The sequence below is a fragment of the Thiomicrorhabdus marina genome, from assembly GCF_017571465.1.
Taxonomy (GTDB): Bacteria; Pseudomonadota; Gammaproteobacteria; order Thiomicrospirales; family Thiomicrospiraceae; genus Thiomicrorhabdus; species Thiomicrorhabdus marina.
In genome coordinates, this window is the sequence record NZ_JAGETV010000007.1 from 46,331 (window position 1) to 66,013 (window position 19,683).

Sequence of the window (19,683 nt, forward strand, 5' to 3'; positions counted from 1 at the left end):
GCAATCCGGTTAAGCGTTATCGAGTGCTTTTATTATAGGTGATCTTCAGGGTGCTCTATTGTATAGCAAGGGTTGTAGTCGCTGGCATCTAGTTTCATGCGTTTTTGGTCAACGAATTTCTGTAGCAGTCTATCCATTGCTTTCATAATCACCGGATCGCCAACGATTTTAAATGGACCGTGTTTTTCGATCTCTCGGATTCCGTCAGCTTTGACATTACCGGCAACGATCCCTGAGAAGGCTTTGCGTAATTGACTCGCTAGATGGTGAATCGGTTGGTTTTTGTGCAAGTTCAGATTGTGCATACTCTCGTGAGTTGGAATAAACGGTTGCTGTTGATCCAGCTCTAACTTAAGACGCCAGTTGAAATAGTAGGCATCGCTAGAGGCTTTGCGATCTTGGCGTACGGTTTCCATGGCGGTTTTCATTTTGGTAGCAACATCACGAGGGTGGTCGATAATCACTTCCAACAGTTCGCAGGCTTCCGGCCCAAGCGTGTCGCTGATGAAGTCGATAATGGCGTCGAAATAGCCGCGGCTGGCTTCGTTACCGCTTAATACCACTGGGAGCGGAATATTACGGTTTTCAGGATGCAGCAGAATACTGAGCAAATACAACAGTTCTTCCATCGTGCCGGCACCGCCCGGGAAAATAACAATGCCATGTCCAAGACGGACGAAGGCTTCCAGACGTTTTTCGATATCCGGCATAATGCACAGTTCGGTAACAAATGCATTCGGTGCTTCCGCAGCGATAATCCCCGGTTCGGTAATGCCGATATAACGCCCTTCTTGATAACGCTGCTTACCGTGTCCGAGTAAAGCTCCTTTCATCGGTGCTTTCATTACGCCCGGGCCACAGCCGGTACAGATATCGATATTGCGTAAACCGAGTTCATAACCGAGATGTTTGCTGTATTGGTACTCATCTTCGCTAATCGAGTGTCCGCCCCAGCAGACCACGATATTTGGCAGAACATTCGGTTTAACAAGACCTGCGTTACGAGCAATATGGAAAATTGCATTGGTAATGCCGTGACTGCGGGTGATGTCGAAATGACCGCTTTCTAAGACGTCATTACGCGCATATAGCAAATCCCGAATGACTGCGAACAGATGTTCTTTCAGGCCGATAATCAATTCATTGTCGACAAATGCATGACGTGGGGCATTTTTGATAATCAGCTGCACGCCACGACCTTTTACGCTGACTTTGATATCGAAATCTGAATATTTATTCAGTAGTGTGAGCATATTGTCTTCATTAGAACCGGTATTCAATACTGCCAACGCACACTGACGAAGGAGCTCGTTCAAACCGGATTGACTGACGTCACAGAGTTGGCTGGCTTCTTGATAAGACAGAATCTGTAGCGAGCCTTGCGGGCGGATAATCACTTCATCGATATCGGTGTTCATACAAACCTTTTTTATATTGGATTTATATTGGGAAGAACAAGTCAGTCATAATCCGTTTCTGCGAGACCTTTAGTGAGCAAGGTCGTGGCCTGATAAGAACTTGCGCCTTGTTGTGTCTAAATTTTTCTATGTCAGAAATAATTAGGACTGGTTATGTACTTCCCTATGCTTTTTGCGTAATCTTGAGGGCAATAGTTTAGCGTAGTTTTGAGGTAAAAAATGCTTGATAGAAGTCCTTATGAAGAAGGTTTTTTAATCATCTTATTGTTGTTGGCGATTGTCGGCCTGATTTGGCTGTTCAATCCGTTTTTAGAGGCGCTGTTTTTCGCGATGATTGTCGCGACCGCCAGTTACCCGTATTTTCAAAGACTGCAAGCAAAATTTGAATATTCCGCAACCACCGCTTCAGGGGTAATGAGCGCTTTGGTTTTCCTCGGCGTGATTGCTCCGGTGACCTATTTATTGGTCGAAATCAGTTTACAAGTTGGGCAGGTCTATAGTTCTGCGCAAGCTTGGGTGACTCAGCAAGATGCTGAATCCTTAGCGCGTCTGAATAGCTCTTTGGTGTCGTATCTGCCGATTGGCGAAGCGACGCAAATGCAGCTGCTGGAACAGCTTCGCGAGCATTCGCAGAAGATTCTGGGCTTCGTGCAAAAGACCACGGTGTTCTTACTGGAAGGTGTGTTGGGAACAACCTCATCTTTTATCACTTTCTTGGGCTTGTCGGTGTTTGCACTGTTTTTTTTCTATCGTGACGGCCATGCAATTGCTTGTCATATCAAAATTCTCTCGCCGCTGGAAAATCGTTTTGACAGCATGATTATGAACCGTTTCTCCAGTCTATCGAGTGTGCTGACTTTAAGTGTTCTAGGGATTGCCGTGTTACAAGGTTTGAGTTTCGCCATTCTGGCTTGGATTCTGGGGTTGCCGGGTATGTTCATCGGTATGGCAGTGGCGGTGACCTCGTTTATTCCAATCGTTGGTGCAGCGTTGGTATGGATTCCACTGGTGATCTATACCCTGGTTCAAGGGGAATACATCAGTGCCGGGATTATTGTTTTCTGGGGTGTGGTCATCACCGGTTTTGTGATTGATAACATTGTGCGTCCGGTGCTAATCAATCGTCTGACCAAAATGATGGGTGGCGGGCAAGAGCAGTTAGCCGTCGCTAATCATACTTTGATAACCGTGTTGTCGACCTTTGCCGGACTGATTCACTTTGGGGTTATTGGCCTATTCTTCGGGCCGGTTATCGCGGCAATGGCGATTACCATTTTTGATGTATACGAAGAGATGCATCGTGATCGCTTAGATAGAAGCTGAATTTATAGAAGGGGCATTAGGCAATTGATTTGCAATGAGGGGTCGGTCTTCGTACTTTAATCATTTTCTCTTAATCATGTTTTTATCATATCGATTGGAACGCTTAGCAGAATTTTTTAACGCTTAAAAGGGAATAAAAATGCAGTATTCAACACTTGGTCACACTGATATTAACGTCAGTCGGATTTGTTTGGGCACGATGACCTGGGGCGAACAGAACACTCAACAACAAGCTTTTGAGCAGATGGATTATGCACTTGAGCAAGGCGTTAATTTTTGGGATACCGCGGAGTTATACTCGGTTCCGCCGAAAGCGGAAACCTACGGTTCTACCGAGACTATTATCGGTAACTGGTTTGCCAAAAACGGGCGTCGAGACAAAGTCGTCTTGGCTTCAAAAATTGCTGGCCCCGCTGAGTTTGTCGAGCATATTCGACATGGTAAAACCCGCTTTAATAAAGCGACAATAGAAACGGCGTTGAATGCTTCTTTACAGCGTCTGCAAACCGATTATCTGGATTTGTATCAGCTACATTGGCCGGAGCGTTCCACTAACTTTTTCGGCCAATTAGGGTTTGATTATCCGCTACGGAAAGAAGAGGATTTAACGCCGATGGCGGAAACTTTAGAAGCGCTTTCGGAGCTGGTTAAAGCTGGAAAAATTCGCTCGATAGGTTTATCTAACGAGACGGCTTGGGGAACAATGAATTTCCTGCATCTCGCTAAAAGTATGGGCTTGGAAAAAATTGTCTCGGTGCAGAATCCATACAATCTATTGAACCGAAGTTATGAAGTTGGTTTGGCGGAAATTGCGCATCAGGAAAATGTCGGTCTGTTGGCTTACTCGCCGTTGGCGTTTGGGGTCTTGAGTGGAAAATATTTGCAGGGCATGCCAGAGAATGCGCGCATTACTTTGTTCCCGCGTTTTGATCGTTATTTCAATCCGCAGGCGGATGCGGCGACGCAAGCTTATGTCGACTTGGCTAAAGAGCATGGCCTTTCAGCGGCGCAAATGGCTTTGGCGTATGTCAATTCGCGCCCGTTTGTGACGGCGAATATTATTGGCGCGACTAATCTGTTGCAGCTCAAAGAGAATATCGAATCGATCAATCTACAACTCGGTGATGAAATTTTGCAAGGCATTGAAGCGATTCATCGCCGTTATACTTACCCGTCCCCGTAAAAATGAGATAAATAAATCAAAGGGGAAGTAAAATTATTTCTTATAGAAAATAAGTGTTTAATAATACTTTTTTATAAGCATAAAATAATTTCAGTGCTAGAAAGATTGATAATTGTGACTACAGTTCTTATCCTAGGTGTCGAAAAATATAACAATATGACAATCTAGTTTAAGGGTGGAACATAATGTTGCGATATCATTTTAAAAACCTTTGGTTTCGAGATAAAACCGAGGATGTCGTTTTTATCAATAAATATGCGGTGCAGATGCGTGCCGGTTTGATGTTGTTGATTCCCATTTATATGGTCGTGGTGTTGTTCACTACTGTTCTTGCTCCAACTTGGACAGTGGTGCCAAACACTTTTGTCGAAGAAACGTTTGATATGACGCAAGACTGGCGCCCGATTTTCAATGTGCAAGCCTCGCGTACTGTGTTTGATTACACCGTTCCAAGTCTGATTTTGCTTTATGGTTTATTCGAAATGATTGCCGGCTTATTTGTGCGCACTTGTTATCTTTCGCCGACCATTCATATTGCTACGTTCCTAACGCGCAATACGCGTCCGAAGTGGGAACCGCATAAACCGAAGAAATTTGCATGGTTAATCGGCGCAACCTTAATCAGTATGTGTCTGATTTTCTTTAATCCGGATATGCTTGCTCGATTTGTGAATGATTTGTTCTCTAGCACGGTTTTGCCAACGGATACCAATTACATGCCGGACTTTATTCCATTATTAGTTGGTATCTGTTTCTTCTTGATGTGGTTAGAAGCGATTTTTGGTTTTTGTCTTGGTTGTAAATTGCACTGGATAATGGCGAAAATTGGTGTTTTCAAAGAGCATTGCTATGACTGTATGAATGTGGATTTCGACCAGAAAGCTTGGATTGAAGAACGTAAGAAAATGGAACAAGAGCTGAAGAACAAATAATTGTTTCAGGTTTCTGTTTTGCAAACGCCGTTTAAATTTTTAAGCGGCGTTTTTGGTTAATAAGCGTCTATTTTTGGAAAACTACATATCGCTACTTTTCAGTTTTTCGTTCATGGTCTTCAAAATATAAGCGAACAGCAGGGCAAGAGTGCCGCCAATCAAAACGGTTTCCGGCGTGGCATCTAGATATTCAAACCACTGGGTGTAAAAGTGAATGCCGCCAAAAACGGCCACTGTATTCACGACCCAGCGTCGATTACGTTTCCATGCCCAAATTCCGGTTGCCAGTAGTGCTAAGGCCCACATAATGGCGAAGGCTTCTGAGGGAATGACTACTTTGTATTCTAGGTTTCGTACCCCCCATAATGAGCCAACCCAAAAGCCCATATTCGCTATAAAGACACTGGTTCTCGCAGCGATTAAAGCAATGCGCTCATCATCCGGTTTAAGGATTTTGGATAGTTGATAGAGGCCAACCGCCAGCGCACTAAATAGGACGACGGTTATTGCGGGTTCTTTAATAACGATCACATAGCTTGCATGGAAATATCCGGTTTGAGCGCCAATGCTTGAGGATAAAGTTAAGACGGCTAGTACCGCAAGCAAGGCACTTTTGGATAGATAACTGGCAAGGGTAAAAAATGCGGCTACCGCTAAAATCACATACGCAGAACCTTCGAAGTGGGCAATGGCACCAGAGCCAGCCATTAAGGCACCGATCAGAGTACAGATATTGGCTAAAACGAGCCATTGTTGGGAGTGTTTGTGGAGAACAATCAGTCCGCCTAATAGGATGACCGAGCCGATTACCATTGCGGTTGCGGCAGTTGGAATCAGTGCTAAAGAGGCTCCGCTGACGGCAATCACGCCGAAGCCGATGAGAATGTTAAACGCCAAGCTGCCGAGTGTTTGGGCGGAAAGCTCACTGAATTTTGCATATTCGGAGTCAGTAATTTTGCCTTCATGCAGTAGCTTATCCAAATCTAACGTGACTTTCATATGCTTGCTCCAAACGTGGATTCTTATTCACTATAAAGCAAGGGAAAACATTGTTTAGAAAATTTTTTGCAAAGCCCCTACGGGCGAGGTTTGGATTTGGTTTAAATGAGACTCGCTGAAGTCTGACAACCGTCTAAGCTTTAAATCGGCGATTTCATATTTTTTATCAGTAAACTCGGATGCTGGAGGAACAGCGACAGTTTTAAGTTGGGCGTTATTGGCAGAGACAATACCGGTTAAGGAATCTTCAAATGCTAGGCATTTTGAAGGAGCGACATTGAGTTTTTTTAGTGTCGATAAGTAAACTGCAGGATGCGGTTTACCATGCTCTTCATGTTCTGATGAGTAGATGCCATGAAAATAGTCGGCGATGCCTAATTTGTTTAATACGATAGGGATTAGACGATAAGGCGCATTGGTTGATAAGCCAATTTTGAAGTTCTTCTGATAGAAGAACTGTAGAATTTCATTGACTCCTTCCATTGGTTCACCGTTTTCAAAAATCAATGTCGCAACATGATCAACGACTTCATTTTCGACGTGTTCCAAGCTTTTCCCTGTCCATGGGAAATTACGGTACCAGAACTCGGTTACTTGACGCGTCGTCATGGTGGCTGTCTGGGCGCAGAGTTCATCCGAAACTTGCACGCCTAGCGAGGTAAAAACGTGTCTTTCAGCTTCTTTCCACATGGGTTCAGAATCAATTAGAGTTCCATCCATGTCAAAAATTACGCCTTGCATTCGTTAACTCCTATTGGCAGTGAAATCACTAATAATTGCCTGTTTGCCATGTCGCTAATGGCTAGCCGCAGTTATTTTACACTCTTATATTATTAAAATTTGTCTTGTCGATAGCTTGGGAAATATTAATGAGAACGCCTGATTATTCGGTTCTTAAATAGAAGGCTGACTAAAGAGATGCGTTAACGGATGGAAAAAAGCAGATGATTCTGCTAGGTGGAAGTATCAAGCGTGGCTCTGATTGATTACGAAGGCATGTGTGAAAACAGATGGCGGCTTCGCTTTAGATTTAGAAAACTCGCCTAGAGAGTTCTTAAGGCGAGTTTTGCAGGCCGGAAGTTACTTCATCGGATCCATTAGATTTGGTTCGTCTGAGTAACCGCCTTCGACACCTTTGGTAACGATAGCGACGGCATCATGCGGATGTAGGCTTTCTAGATGGTTGACACGTACCCAGAAGTCCTGGTAATGGTCATTGGCGCTCAGTGCTGTTTGTAGACGGCGGCTAGCGTCTTCACAGAACATCAGGTTAGAAGCGTTTAGACGTGCGAATTCTTGTTCGTCTTCACGTTTAACGGCTGCTTGTACCGGAGTTTGTAGTGCTTGTTCGATGTCATTTATCAAGTTTGAGATAACCAGTGCATCGTTTTCCAAAACCTTCACTTTCACTTGTGCATAAGAACGCTGGCTGTGCGGAGTCGCACAGATGCCTTCCGGCGTTCCAAGCCATGACATAACGTCGTCGTAGCTAATGTTTTTACCATCGAAGTCACGTTCAAAAGCTTCTTGAATCAATTGACGAGATAGCGCTGCTGAACATGGACAGGTTGATGAGTAAGGCACTTCAATTGAGATTTCGCAGTCGAAGTTGCCGCTACGGACTTCACCACGCACCGTACAAGGGTAGTGTTTCCAGCCGCTGTTATCACTTTTTAGTGATGAACGACGTTCGTAGTAATCGAATTTGAATTCAACGAAAGCATTCGAGCTTAGGCCAACGTGTGAATCGATGAATTTATCTAGAATCGCTTTAATCTGATTTGGCGAAATCGGCTTTTCAGTCGACATCTGATCCAGAGTCAGATATAGGCGTGACATATGAATCCCTTTGCTTAAAGGGTCTTCTAGATTGACGTATGCTTGGGCTAGTGAGGACATAATAACGCTGTCATTAGCGTCTGTTCCTTGTTGAACCAAAACAGGCAGTTCAATGCCGCTCATTCCTACCCAGTTAAGAGTACCTTGTGGTGTTTGGTGCGGCTGACACGCGATATCGGGCATGTGCTTAGTCATGCAATTTCCTTCGGCTGTATTGGACGTTCCAGTTGCAAAAGCCAATCAAGAGCAATTGGTGACACGTCTCGTGTTTAAAAAATGACCTGCGATTTTAACAAAAATTTAAAAAAATGGCGCTCTATTTCCCATCTATTAGCGAAGGCTAATAACGCTAAGTAGTTGAGTTTCCATGAGTTTGATAAGGTCTTTATCGATTTTTTCGTTTTCTTTGAATAGACATTCTAAGCGGTTGTCCTGACGCCACGCAATATCAGATAAGACTAATTGCTCATCGCTGAAGTTCAGCAATTGCCACTCATTGCCGGTTCGCAGCAAACCTTTGGCACGCAGCAGGAAGGGGGAGAACTCTAGAAAGAAGTTTTTTAATACAGTGCGGTTGCACATCACCTGTTTATCGAATTGCCAGCCGATTGCCAGAATTTGGTCATTTCGCGGGTCAATTTGCAGCGCTGAGCGCATCACCTTTGGCAATTGGCTCTGCCAGTCTTGATATTGGCTGGCATGAGCGCCGGATGGTTTTAGTGAAAAACCAGAATCATCCTGCAAAACAAAAACGGCTGCCTGCGGAACCGTCTCTTTTTTTGCGGTGATCGTTGCTAATTCGATCTGCGCCATTTGCGTTTTTAGCACCGACTTTGGCGGATAAAGCCCATCGAGAATTTGTTCGCTGGCAGCGATTTGTGGTGGCTCGCTTAAGTCAGTTTTATTTAATAGTACTAAGTCGGCAAGCGTAATCAAATCGCGCATTACTTGCGATTTTTGCCAACGTTCGGCTGTGAGTTGTTGCGGGGTAACCACGCAAACGGTTTTCGCTAATTGTAATTGTGGAAACTGTTTTAAGGTGTCGATGATTCTCGCCGGATGACCGAGGCCGGTCGGCTCAATAAACAGTGCGTCTAAATCAGGGTTTTGGATTAATTGGTTAAGTGCTTGGCTAAGATTGAATTGTGCCGAACAGCAGATACAGCCGCCGCTAACCGTTTCGGTAATTAGATTAGGATAACTTGCGCTGAGCGCTGCACCGTCAATATCGATTTCGCCAAATTCATTAATTAACAGAGCCCAGTTTTGCTCGGTCGGTTTTTGTTGAATGAGGTGTTGCAGGCAGGTGCTTTTGCCACTGCCGAGTAATCCTGTAATCAGATAGACCGGCAGTGACATCGCAGATTATTTTTCCGGTACGTCTTCGCCGCCTAGTAATTCATCGACAATCTTGTCGCGATGAATATTGATACCTAGACGTTCACAAACGATTTTCGCATCACGGTAGGCGTTACCCAAGCAAGTGGTCGCGCCCGGCGATGGTGTCATATTGAAAATAAGGTTTTCGTTTTCAGGAACAATACTGGCTTCGCCAAGCTTAAGCTGCATGCTGGTTTTATCAATAACCTGTGGACGCAGACCGCCAATTTCTTTGGCGTATTCCAAATCTTGCGGTTTGATATCTGGAATGATTTTCTGGGCGTCTTTGGCGAACAGGCGTTTACGCAACCAAGGCACTTCAAACATGAAATTTCTCAGGATGTAGTTGCGGATAGTGCTGTCTTTCATTAAATCCCAGAATACGCGGATAACTTTGCGGTCTAGTTTCAATGATTTCCAGAAATCGATATAAGTACCGCCGGTGTAGCGTTCCAGTTTAGGCAGAACCAGAGCGGTTGGTCCAAGACGGGTTTTGCTTAGCTCGACCAAATCCGGATCACCATGCAGTGCGGCAAATGGTAGCTTGTCGTTCTGCATGGTATACACCTTGCCGTTAAGGATTTTCGGCACATAGTAGAAGCTTCCGGCCATCGGCAGAATCGACATGTCCAAACCGTGACCGACTTGGTTCGCGAGTAACAAGCTGTGCGCACCGGCTGAAACCACAACAAAGTTGGCGAAGAAGGTGCCTTGCGATGTATTCACTTCATACCCATCGTCAAGCTTGCGGATTTTCTCGACTTCGGTGCTCAGTGAGACATGAATGTCGGTATTGCTTTTACGTGCTTCGACAATAAGGGCTTTCGACATATTGCCGTAGTTGACCGCTGAGTATTCATCGGTACAGCCAGATGCCATAATTTTTTCTGGGCGGCGTTTGCCGTCCTTCATGGTTACGGCCGGTTCCACTTCAGCAATTTTGTCGGCGTCCCAAAGTTCCATGTAAGGGAAAGCCTCTGCGAATTCCGCATGACGTTTTTCCAAACGTTCACATTCTTCGTCGCCGACTGCCATAATCATTTTCGGGAACTTATATAGGAAGTCGTTTTTATCGGCTTGATCGGCGAAATGCACAATCATATTGGCTTGCTGTTTAACCAGCTTGGCTTTTTCCAGAGTATAGTTGGTTTCAATATCGCCGCAATGCAGGGTCTGACTATTCGCTCGCGCACTGGAATTAAGCGGCGCAAGGCTACCGTACTTTTCTAACATCGCTACCGATTTTACGTCGGTGTAGCGCGACAGCATATAAGTTAACGCGCAGCCGGAAATCCCGCCACCTACGATAACAACGTCATAAGCCCGATTCTTCATCTTGGTATCTGAAACTCTTTTGTAAAAACTCTGTAAAAATCTAAGCCGGTAATTATAGCCTATTTATTGTTAATAATGAGTGCTTAACTGCTTATTCTTGCAAGGGAATTTGCATAATAGGTCAAACATTCGGTGCGGCGTGTTTTGTCACGCTCGTGTCATCTATTACCGTTAGTATGTGCCCATATCCAAACTGTCTTAAGAAGAACGATGACTGCTATGGCATGCTCCGACTCAATACAATCGCCAGAAGTCTTAAATACCTCGGCCGATAATTCGTTGCAACAAAATTGTGCGAATGCATCTTGGCAAACGGTGCAACATGGTCAACATGAGCTACTGCAAATCGATAAGCAGGTGCCTCAAACTACTTTCGGCATCGGCAAAGCGGAACTCAAATCCAAGTTCTAATAACCTCTGCGGATAAACACTGGAACTATGCGTTAATACCTGCGCGCCTTCTCCAAACATTAACTTTAACTGCCATAGCGGTAAAGGCATAAAGGTCGGGCGGTTTAGGGTTTTACCTAAGAGGTTAGCAAACTGTTTCTGCGGCAATGGATTTGGCGCGCTTAGATTAAAAATTCCCCGTAGTTCTGGGCGTTCAATAATAAACTGCATTGCATGGGATAAATCGTCGATATCAATCCAACTAAAACATTGCTGACCACCGGCTACCGGACCGCCTAAACCGAATTTAAAAGCCGGCAGCATTTTCGCTAAGGCTCCGCCTTGTTTTGATAAAACCACACCAAAACGAGTAATGACCAACTTTTCATCATCGACCAGATTTTGAGCTTCGGCTTCCCAAGCAACAGAGAGTTTAGCGAGAAAATCGTCGCCGGCTTGAGTGTGATCTTCGCTGTAATGCCGAGAGCAGTCATCTGCTTGCGGATAAAAGCCTATAGCCGAGGCGCAGATAATACGCGGCGTTTTGTCTAGCTTTTGTAGTGCCTGCCCGAGCATTTTTGTGCTTTCGATGCGGCTGTCCCAAATTTCCTGTTTATAGATTGCGTTCCAGCGCGCTCCGATATTGGCACCGGCCAATTGAATGACCAGTTCCGCATCGGCTATCGCCTCCATTACCGTTTTTGGACTGCGAAACACTTGGCGACCGAAAACGGTGACGCGATGTTGGGTGCTGAGCTGCTGTTGTAAGGCGGAGCCGACCAGCCCCGTGCCGCCGAGGATAGTAATATTCATTAGAGACCTCCAAACTATTGGTTCAATGAGCTGAAATTCTTTTTTGAATAATAAAATTGTACAGTTGTATTAAAAAGTTATACAAATATCTTTTTTATTGCTAGCTGTCACTTTACAATAGAGGCGATAGGGATTTAAATCTATTCCATCAATAACTTATTTTTAAAGGTTTGGCGTGGAGCAACTTGAACAAGCGGTATTAATCACTGGTGCAGGGCAGCGTGTCGGTTTGCATTTGGCACAACAGTTTCTGGAGCAGGGGGAATTTCCGGTATTGATAACCTATCGTAAACCGCGCCCGGAAATCGATGCGTTGATTGCACAAGGGGCGCGTGCTTTTCAGGTCGATTTCAATGACAGCGAACAAGTACAGGGTTTTATCGAGCAGTTGAAAGCTGAGGTGAAGAGTCTGCGAGCTTTGATTCACAATGCGTCGATTTGGATTACCGACCAACAGATTGCCGAGCAAACGGATTTATATCAGCAGCTTTTTAATGTGCATGTGCGAGCGCCGTATCAGTTAACTCTTGGTTTGCAGGTTTTACTGGCAAACTGTGCCGGTGGCAGCGATGTCATCAGTTTTTCCGATGCCAGCGTGCAGTTGAATCGCAGTGAGTACATCGCTTATCTGAGTTCAAAAGCGGCATTGCAAACTCAGATGCGTGTCTTTGCCAGTAAGTTGGCTCCGGCGATTAAGGTGAATGATATTGCTCCCGGCCTGCTGATGTTCCATGCACATGACAGTGAAGAAGAGCGCCAAAGCCGACTGTCACGTCAAGCTTTGCCGTTTGAACCGGGTCCGCAAGTGATTTGGCAGAGCGTGCAGTATTTAATGAATAATCCGTACGTGACTGGCATTAGTTTGCCGGTGGACGGCGGTGTGTGTTTAGGCCAAGCTGAGCGCCAATAAAAAGCGAGAGAGTTTTATGCAAGCCGTGGTACATCAACAATTAAATCAGCCTGAATTTCCGAAACCGCGAATTGCGATTTCCGATTGCCTGCTAGGTACCGAGTGTCGTTATAACGGCGGTCATGCGCAGTATGATTTTGTGCGTTATAAATTGGCAGATTACGTTGAATTTAAGCGTTTCTGTCCTGAAGCGGCAGTCATCGGTACGCCGCGCGAAACGGTGCGTTTGGTTGGGGTTGAAGGACAGATTCGCGTGATTGGTCCAAAATCCGGTAATGATTATACCGACGGCTTGCAAGACTATACCGATAAGAAAATGAATTTCCTGATTAGGCAGAATATTGACGGAGCGGTGGTTAAATCGCGATCACCAAGCTGCGGTTTGGAACGGATCAAAGTGTATCGTCCAAGCGGTGAATGGTTTGGTTCGCAAGACCCGATGGATATGGGACTGTTCACCAAAAACTTACGCGAGAGTTTTCCGAAGATTGCCATTGAAGAAGAAGGGCGTTTGCAAGATGCTTGGTTGCGCGAAAACTTTATGATGCATATTTTCTCGGCGGCTCGCTGGCGTGAATTTGTCGAAAATGAGCCGACCGTTGCCGGTTTTCAAGCATTCCATCGCGATTATAAATATCTGCTACTTTCGAAAAATGAAGCACTATATCGTCAAATGGGACCGATTGTTGCCAAGGCCAATAAAAACCATCTTGAGGAGAGCCTGCAAGCATACGGAGAACTGTTTATAGAGGCAGTGGGAACAAAGACTTCACGCGGCAAAATGATGAATACCATCGAACATATGTATGCTTATTTTAAAGAGGATTTAAGCGATGCTGAGAAAGCGTTTTACCAGCAGACATTGGGCGAGTTTAAATTAGGAATTGTGCCGCTGGTTAGTTTGATGAAATTAATTGAGGGTTGGATTCATCATTATGGTTGTGAGTATCTGGCCACTCAGAAAATCATCCATCCTTATCCTGCCGAATTAGCGCTGCGTTCAAATGTGAGTGCGTTCCGTGAGGCTAAGAAAGAGCGTAAATAATATTATGGATGCCAGATGCCGCCCATTACCGCATCGCGGCTTGCGCCGGTAACGGCGCTCAAGGCGACCGGTTGATTATGCAGGCGTTTATAGGCAAGCCACGCAAATAACATCGCTTCAATGCTATCTGGATTATGGCCGGCCACTTGGCTAGATTGCACTGAACAATTTGGTAAATGTGTGGCAAGGCGCTCAATTAAATACTCATTAAAAGCGCCGCCTCCGCAAATCCATACCGGTACTTTGTTATCGGTATCGGTATCGGTATCGGTTGCCAGCTTATTAATTTCATGAGCGATGGTAATAGCGGTCAGTTCAGTCAAGGTTGCCAGCAAGTCGGCAATGGATATGCTGTCGAAGGTTTGCTTACCTAAAGCGCTCTCCAACCATTGCCAATTAAAATAATCGCGTCCGGAACTCTTCGGCGGCGTTTTGGCAAAGTAATCATCCGCCAATAAGTTTTCCAGCAGACTCTCTTTTATTTGTCCCGTTCTGGCAGTTGCGCCATTTTTATCGTAAGCGTATTGCAGGTATTTCTGGCAGGCTTCGTCAATCAAGCCATTTCCTGGACCGCAATCCCAACCGGTAATCGGTGTATTCGTATTCAGTGCCGACAGCACGCTGATATTGGCAATACCGCCGATATTGACGGCAATCGCGGTATTGTCGGTTTCGGCAAATAGTGCTTGATGAAATACCGGTGCAAAAGGTGCGCCTTGTCCGTCAAGCGCCATATCATCAATGCGGAAGTCGGCAATGGTGGTAATACCGGTCTGTTTGGCAATCATCGCCGGATGACCGATTTGCAAACTCATCTGTACGTCCGGCGCATGGAAAATAGTTTGACCGTGACTGCCGATGGCGCGAATTTGGTTTGCCGAGGCATTGCTAGCTGAAAGAAGGTTTTGCACGCTGTTGGCAAAAGCTTGCCCGAGTTCACTTTGCAGACGACACAATTCATGTAAGCGGATTTGCTGTTGTTGGTTACAGGCTAATAAGGCTTGCTTTAAAGAGTCGTCAAGAGGGGTGCTGATGAAATGTTCGAGTCTAAGATCATTTTCGTTAATAGCGACCAGTGCCGCATCAATCGCATCGACACTTGTGCCGGACATTAAACCGATATAGAGCTCGGTTTGAGTTGTTTTACTCAAAGTTATAGGCCAGCTGCGTGCTCTGGTCCAAGCGGTTCAACTGCCCCAGTAGGAAGTTACTGCGCTGGGTAAATTCTTTGCGATATTTACTGGCAATTGGACCGGCGGCCGGAAATTTGATTTTCAGCGGGTCTACGTGTTTGCCGCGAATACGGAACTCATAGTGTAAGTGCGCACCGGTAGAAGCACCTGTGCTGCCGACATAACCGACAATTTGTCCCTGTTTGATCATTTGCCCTTGTTTGAATTTACCGAAACGTGACATGTGTGCATAGAGGGTTTCATAGCCGTTGTTATGACGAATTTTCACATAGTATCCGTAGCCGCGTGTTTTGTTGCCGCCGCGGAAGGTAATTTGGCCATTGCCGGTGGCGCGAATCGGCGTACCGACCGGCGCACCGTAATCAACGCCACGGTGCGGACGCTTGTAGCCGTATATTGGGTGCATCCGTTTTGGATTAAAGCGAGAGGTGATGCGAACTGTGTCCATCGGAGCTTTCAAAAAGGCTTTCTTCAGGTTTTTACCGTTTTCGTCGTAGAAGCCGATGACTTCTTCACCGTCACGCATAATAAAACCGTTATGAATCTGTTTGCCGCCGTCAGTCGTTATTTGGGCAGCAAGAATGTCACCGTCGCCGATGTATTCGCCATCCAGATAGCGAGTTTCATATATGACTTTAAAGTAGTCGCCACCGCGCAATTCACGCGCGAAATCGACATCCCAAGCAAGCATATCAGCTAATTGCATAATGCTTTTCGGACTTAAACCAGCACGTTCAGCAGCAGGATAAAAAGCCCCTTTAATTTCGCCGTAGGCCGTACGAGTACGGATTTCGACCGGTTTTTCATGTTGGCTAATATGAAAGCCGGTGTCGGTGCGTACTAACTCGTGGCTGACGGTTAAGGATTTCGGGTAGATGATTTTCTGAAGAGCGCCATCAGAGTCAACGAATACTTTTAGTTCGTCACCGACTTTCAGCTGCGTCAACATTTTGCTGTTTTTGGTTTGGCTGATGCGATAAACCGTGCTCGCACCGATACCGATTCGATCTAGTGCCGTGCTTAGAGAGTCATTGCGCTTGATTTTGACGGTTTTTTCAATCAGTTTTTTGGACACTGCAGTTTGCGTTTCAGCTCTGGCTACAGTGGAAACATTCGCGTTGGCGACACTAATCGATTCTGGAAGCGGAAGTGGCTGTGGTTCAGCAGTCAAGTTTGCGTCTGAAGCTGTTGGGATGGCGGTAAGTGTCAGCATTAAAGCGCCGCCTAGCATGGCTAGACCTGCGACAGGTAATGTAATAGGCCAGTTTTTCATAATCTTCCACTTTGGAAGAGCCTTTTCGGCTCTACCGGTTACTCCAATTTATTGTTTGCGAGGTACGTTTCGAGAGTAAGAATTAACTTTATCCAAGTACCCTAATTTACTCTTCGATTATAGTCAAATTCGTTGGGCTAAAAAAGTCTTGTACATTTACTGCGTAAAATGGAGTAATTGGGAGAAAATGAATCAGAATTAATCTGTTTAAGATTCTAATCCGTTCACTTTAATAGTGATCAGCAAACCATAATCCATATTCTCTACAGAGAGTAAGTGATGCTTATTAACGCGAGACCAGCTGCCGATATCTTTTTCCGCACCTTTATCCGTGCAGGCAATGCTGATTTCCGTCCCAGTTTCGGCTTTCCGTACCGCTTGTTGTAATTTAATGACTGGCATTGGACATTTCAGCCCCTTCGCATCAATTTGCAGTCTATCTTTGCTCATATGTTTCTCTCATCTATAAGGTTAAACCTAGGATGATTATGCGCTATAATCAGCCAATTTTCTAAAATTCAGACCCTTCGCCAATCTTTTAGGGAAACGCAGAATAAGTCCCCATTGAGTTGTTCTGCGTTTCTTTAGTTTGATAAGTTCATGTTGGCGGTAGGTTTTAATATGTATAAAGTTTTTTAAAGAGGTTTTCCCTGTGTCGGCAAATGCAGAAACAGATATCAACACCTTTCAAGGTTTGATTCAGACCCTTCAGGCCTTCTGGGCCGAGCAAGGTTGTGTGGTTATGCAACCTTACGATAATGAGATGGGAGCTGGGACTTTCCACCCATCGACGTTCCTGCGTTCAATCGGGCCTGAGCCATGGCGTGCTGCTTACGTTCAGCCTTGCCGTCGTCCAACTGACGGCCGTTACGGAGAAAACCCGAACCGCCTGCAACATTACTACCAATTCCAAGTAATGTTAAAGCCGTCGCCGGACAATATCCAAGAGCTATATCTGGAATCGCTAAAGCGTATGGGCATCGACCCGCTTGAGCACGATATCCGTTTTGTTGAAGATAACTGGGAGTCGCCAACGTTAGGTGCGTGGGGGCTTGGTTGGGAAGTTTGGATGAACGGAATGGAAGTTACCCAGTTCACTTACTTCCAACAAGTCGGTGGCCTAGAGTGCCGTCCGGTTACCGGTGAAATCACGTACGGCCTTGAGCGTATTGCCATGTACCTACAAGGAGTGAACTCGGTGTATGACTTGACTTGGGTTGATGGGCCGGGCGGTAAAGTGACTTACGGTGATGTGTTCCACCAAAACGAAGTGGAAATGTCGACCTATAACTTTGAAAAAGCCGACACGGAAATTCTGTTCCGTACTTTTGACGAGTGTGAACAGATTTTTGCCAAGCTGGTTGAAGATAAATTACCGCTGCCGGCTTATGAGCAAGTGCTAAAAGCGTCGCACGCATTCAATATGCTGGATGCACGTCACGCGATTTCGGTAACGGAGCGTGCACGTTTTATCGGGCGTGTGCGTACTATGGCTCGCCAAATTGCCGAAGCCTATTATGAAGGACGTGAAGCACTGGGCTTCCCTTTGGTTAAAGATTCAAAAGGGGAGGCAAAATAATGACTCAGACTGTCGATTTTCTAGTAGAAATTGGTACCGAAGAACTACCGCCTAAGGCTCTGAAAAAACTGAGCCAAGCGTTTGGTGCAGGTATTGAAGCCGGTCTTGCTGAAGCCGAACTGAGCTTTGGTGAAGTCTCTCTATACGCTTCTCCTCGCCGTCTAGCGGTGCGTATTCAAGAGCTGCAAGCACGCCAAGCAGATAAAACCGTTGAGAAAAAAGGCCCAGCGAAAAAAGCCGCGTTTGATGCCGACGGTAACCCAAGCAAAGCGTTGCAAGGTTTTGCGCGCGGTTGCGGAGCTGATGTGGCAGACTTAATTGAAATCGACACGCCGAAAGGGGTGTGGATGGCATTTATGCAAGAACAACAGGGCCAAGACGCGGCAGAATTATTGCCTGCAATTGTTAATCAGTCACTGGCTAAATTGCCGATTCCTAAGCGTATGCGTTGGGGTGCGTCGGATGTTGAATTCGTACGTCCGGTACATTGGGCAGTTATGTTGATGGATGATCAGGTTGTTCCGGCAACGATTCTAGGTCACCAAACAGGCAACACCACGCGCGGGCATCGTTTCCATGCGCCGACTGAAATCACCATTGCCAAGCCTGCGGATTACATCGATACGCTATGCACTAAAGGTTATGTGCAAGCGGAATTCGATACTCGTGCCGATATGATTCGTGCGCAAGTTGAGGCGGCGGCAAAAGCCGAAGGCGGTATTGCCCAGATTGACGAAGATCTATTGGAAGAAGTTACCGCGTTAAACGAATGGCCGCAGGCGATTGTCGGTGACTTCGACGAGCTGTTCTTGAGTGTGCCTTCCGAAGCATTAGTTTCGGCGATGAAAGATCACCAAAAATATTTCCATATGTTGGATGCCGATGGCAAGTTGATGGCCAAGTTCATCACTATCTCTAATATCGAAAGCTCAAATCCTGCCTCAGTGAAATCAGGTAACGAGCGTGTAATTCGTCCGCGTCTATCGGATGCGAAATTCTTCTGGGATCAAGACCGTAAACAGCCGTTGGATGATTTCCTACCGCGTTTGAAAACCGTGGTGTTCCAACAGAAGTTGGGTACCTTGTTCGATAAGGTTGAGCGTCTGGAAACCTTGGCAGTTAAAGTTGGTAAGCCATTAGGTGCCGAGTCGCAAATGCTGGAACGCGCTGCACGTCTATCAAAGTGTGATCTGATGTCGGAAATGGTTGGTGAGTTCTCTGACCTGCAAGGGATTATGGGTCGCTACTATGCGATGGAACAGAACGAAGATCAGCAAGTCGCTGACGCTTTGGATGCTCAGTATCAACCGCGTTTTGCCGGCGATGAACTGCCATCTTCTGCGGTTGCACAAGCGGTGGCGATTGCCGATAAGTTGGATACCATCACCGGTATTTACGGTATCGGGCAGGTGCCAAGCGGTGATAAAGACCCGTTTGCTCTGCGTCGTTCAGCGCTGGGTATGCTGCGTATTATTATCGAAAAAGAGCTAGACCTCGATCTTGAATTGATGATTCGCTTTGCGTTAGACCTGCACCCAGAAGTGAAAACCACCGACGAGTTGGTTGCCGATATTTACGATTTTGTAATCAGCCGCTTAAAAGCGTATTTTGCTGACCAAGGTGTTACTGCGGAACAATTTGAAGCGGTGCGTTCTTGTGCGCCGAGCCATCCGCTCGATTTCGCTAAGCGTATCGAAGCGGTCAAGGCTTTTGCCCAAATTGAAGGTGCAGAAAGCCTAAGTGCGGCAAACAAACGTATCGCTAACCTACTTAAAAAAGTGGATGGCGATATTGCCGAAACCGTTGATACCGGGTTGTTTGACAACGATGCAGAATCAGCACTATTTGCGAAGTTGGACGAACTACGTGAACAAGTTAGCGATTTGGTCGCAGGCAAAGATTACATTGCCGCCTTGCAACAGTTGGCGACAATCCGTGCCGAAGTAGATGCTTTCTTCGATGGCGTAATGGTTATGGCCGATGATGAATCGGTCAAAAACAACCGTTTGGCATTACTAAACCAAATCTACCAACTGTTTACCGATATTGCCGATATCTCGCGTCTGTAAGC

At 45.8% G+C, this 19,683-nt stretch carries 17 protein-coding genes; 7 read left to right on the plus strand and 10 right to left on the minus strand.

The window, feature by feature from the left end; genetic code table 11:
- Window positions 1-32: 32 nt before the first annotated feature.
- Complete coding sequence (gene ppnN, locus J3998_RS05690; RefSeq protein ID WP_243750612.1) at window positions 33-1,418, minus strand: nucleotide 5'-monophosphate nucleosidase PpnN; 1,386 nt, start codon at window positions 1,416-1,418, stop codon at window positions 33-35.
- A gap of 219 nt (window positions 1,419-1,637) precedes the next feature.
- Between ppnN and J3998_RS05695 the strand changes: the two genes are divergently transcribed.
- From J3998_RS05695 to J3998_RS05705, 3 genes are all read left to right on the plus strand, one after another.
- Window positions 1,638-2,741, plus strand: coding sequence for an AI-2E family transporter (locus J3998_RS05695; RefSeq protein ID WP_208148514.1), 1,104 nt, complete (start codon window positions 1,638-1,640; stop codon window positions 2,739-2,741).
- A 139-nt stretch (window positions 2,742-2,880) separates the two neighbouring features.
- Window positions 2,881-3,924, plus strand: a complete 1,044-nt coding sequence (locus tag J3998_RS05700) for an NADP(H)-dependent aldo-keto reductase (protein ID WP_208148515.1) — start codon at window positions 2,881-2,883, stop codon at window positions 3,922-3,924.
- Window positions 3,925-4,109: 185 nt separating this feature from the next.
- A complete protein-coding gene (locus J3998_RS05705; protein ID WP_208148516.1) occupies window positions 4,110-4,856 on the plus strand; it encodes a DUF4395 domain-containing protein in 747 nt (248 codons plus the stop codon).
- Window positions 4,857-4,937: 81 nt separating this feature from the next.
- Here J3998_RS05705 and J3998_RS05710 read toward each other — a convergent pair whose 3' ends face one another.
- From J3998_RS05710 to J3998_RS05735, 6 genes are all read right to left on the minus strand, one after another.
- Window positions 4,938-5,855, minus strand: coding sequence for a hypothetical protein (locus J3998_RS05710; RefSeq protein ID WP_208148517.1), 918 nt, complete (start codon window positions 5,853-5,855; stop codon window positions 4,938-4,940).
- 54 nt (window positions 5,856-5,909) lie between these two features.
- The gene (hxpB, locus tag J3998_RS05715) at window positions 5,910-6,596 is read right to left on the minus strand and encodes a hexitol phosphatase HxpB (protein WP_208148518.1); all 687 of its coding nucleotides are present in this window, start codon (window positions 6,594-6,596) and stop codon (window positions 5,910-5,912) included.
- A 339-nt stretch (window positions 6,597-6,935) separates the two neighbouring features.
- A complete protein-coding gene (gene folE2 / locus J3998_RS05720; protein WP_208148519.1) occupies window positions 6,936-7,889 on the minus strand; it encodes a GTP cyclohydrolase FolE2 in 954 nt (317 codons plus the stop codon).
- 135 nt (window positions 7,890-8,024) lie between these two features.
- Complete coding sequence (locus J3998_RS05725; RefSeq protein WP_208148520.1) at window positions 8,025-9,053, minus strand: CobW family GTP-binding protein; 1,029 nt, start codon at window positions 9,051-9,053, stop codon at window positions 8,025-8,027.
- Between the two features lie 6 nt (window positions 9,054-9,059).
- Window positions 9,060-10,409, minus strand: a complete 1,350-nt coding sequence (locus J3998_RS05730; protein WP_208148521.1) for an FAD-dependent oxidoreductase — start codon at window positions 10,407-10,409, stop codon at window positions 9,060-9,062.
- Between the two features lie 336 nt (window positions 10,410-10,745).
- Window positions 10,746-11,612, minus strand: a complete 867-nt coding sequence (locus J3998_RS05735; protein ID WP_208148522.1) for a TIGR01777 family oxidoreductase — start codon at window positions 11,610-11,612, stop codon at window positions 10,746-10,748.
- Between the two features lie 175 nt (window positions 11,613-11,787).
- Here J3998_RS05735 and folM point away from each other — a divergent pair, with 175 nt between their 5' ends.
- Together folM and J3998_RS05745 are read left to right on the plus strand one after the other, a co-directional pair.
- The gene (folM, locus tag J3998_RS05740; protein ID WP_208148523.1) at window positions 11,788-12,522 is read left to right on the plus strand and encodes a dihydromonapterin reductase; all 735 of its coding nucleotides are present in this window, start codon (window positions 11,788-11,790) and stop codon (window positions 12,520-12,522) included.
- A gap of 16 nt (window positions 12,523-12,538) precedes the next feature.
- A complete protein-coding gene (locus J3998_RS05745) occupies window positions 12,539-13,567 on the plus strand; it encodes a YbgA family protein (RefSeq protein ID WP_208148524.1) in 1,029 nt (342 codons plus the stop codon).
- 2 nt (window positions 13,568-13,569) lie between these two features.
- On the opposite strand, the gene J3998_RS05750 is transcribed toward J3998_RS05745, so the two are convergent.
- From J3998_RS05750 to J3998_RS05760, 3 genes are all read right to left on the minus strand, one after another.
- Window positions 13,570-14,718 (minus strand): anhydro-N-acetylmuramic acid kinase, encoded by a 1,149-nt coding sequence (locus tag J3998_RS05750; RefSeq protein ID WP_243750613.1) that lies wholly within the window; start codon window positions 14,716-14,718, stop codon window positions 13,570-13,572.
- The gene (locus tag J3998_RS05755) at window positions 14,711-16,033 is read right to left on the minus strand and encodes a peptidoglycan DD-metalloendopeptidase family protein (RefSeq protein ID WP_243750614.1); all 1,323 of its coding nucleotides are present in this window, start codon (window positions 16,031-16,033) and stop codon (window positions 14,711-14,713) included. The genes J3998_RS05750 and J3998_RS05755 overlap by 8 nt, the downstream gene beginning before the upstream one ends.
- A gap of 207 nt (window positions 16,034-16,240) precedes the next feature.
- Window positions 16,241-16,483, minus strand: coding sequence for a sulfurtransferase TusA family protein (locus tag J3998_RS05760; protein ID WP_208148525.1), 243 nt, complete (start codon window positions 16,481-16,483; stop codon window positions 16,241-16,243).
- Between the two features lie 202 nt (window positions 16,484-16,685).
- On the opposite strand from J3998_RS05760, the gene glyQ reads away from it, so the two are divergent.
- Complete coding sequence (glyQ, locus tag J3998_RS05765; protein WP_208148526.1) at window positions 16,686-17,612, plus strand: glycine--tRNA ligase subunit alpha; 927 nt, start codon at window positions 16,686-16,688, stop codon at window positions 17,610-17,612.
- Window positions 17,612-19,681, plus strand: coding sequence for a glycine--tRNA ligase subunit beta (gene glyS / locus J3998_RS05770; RefSeq protein WP_208148527.1), 2,070 nt, complete (start codon window positions 17,612-17,614; stop codon window positions 19,679-19,681). The genes glyQ and glyS overlap by 1 nt, the downstream gene beginning before the upstream one ends.
- Window positions 19,682-19,683: the final 2 nt, after the last annotated feature.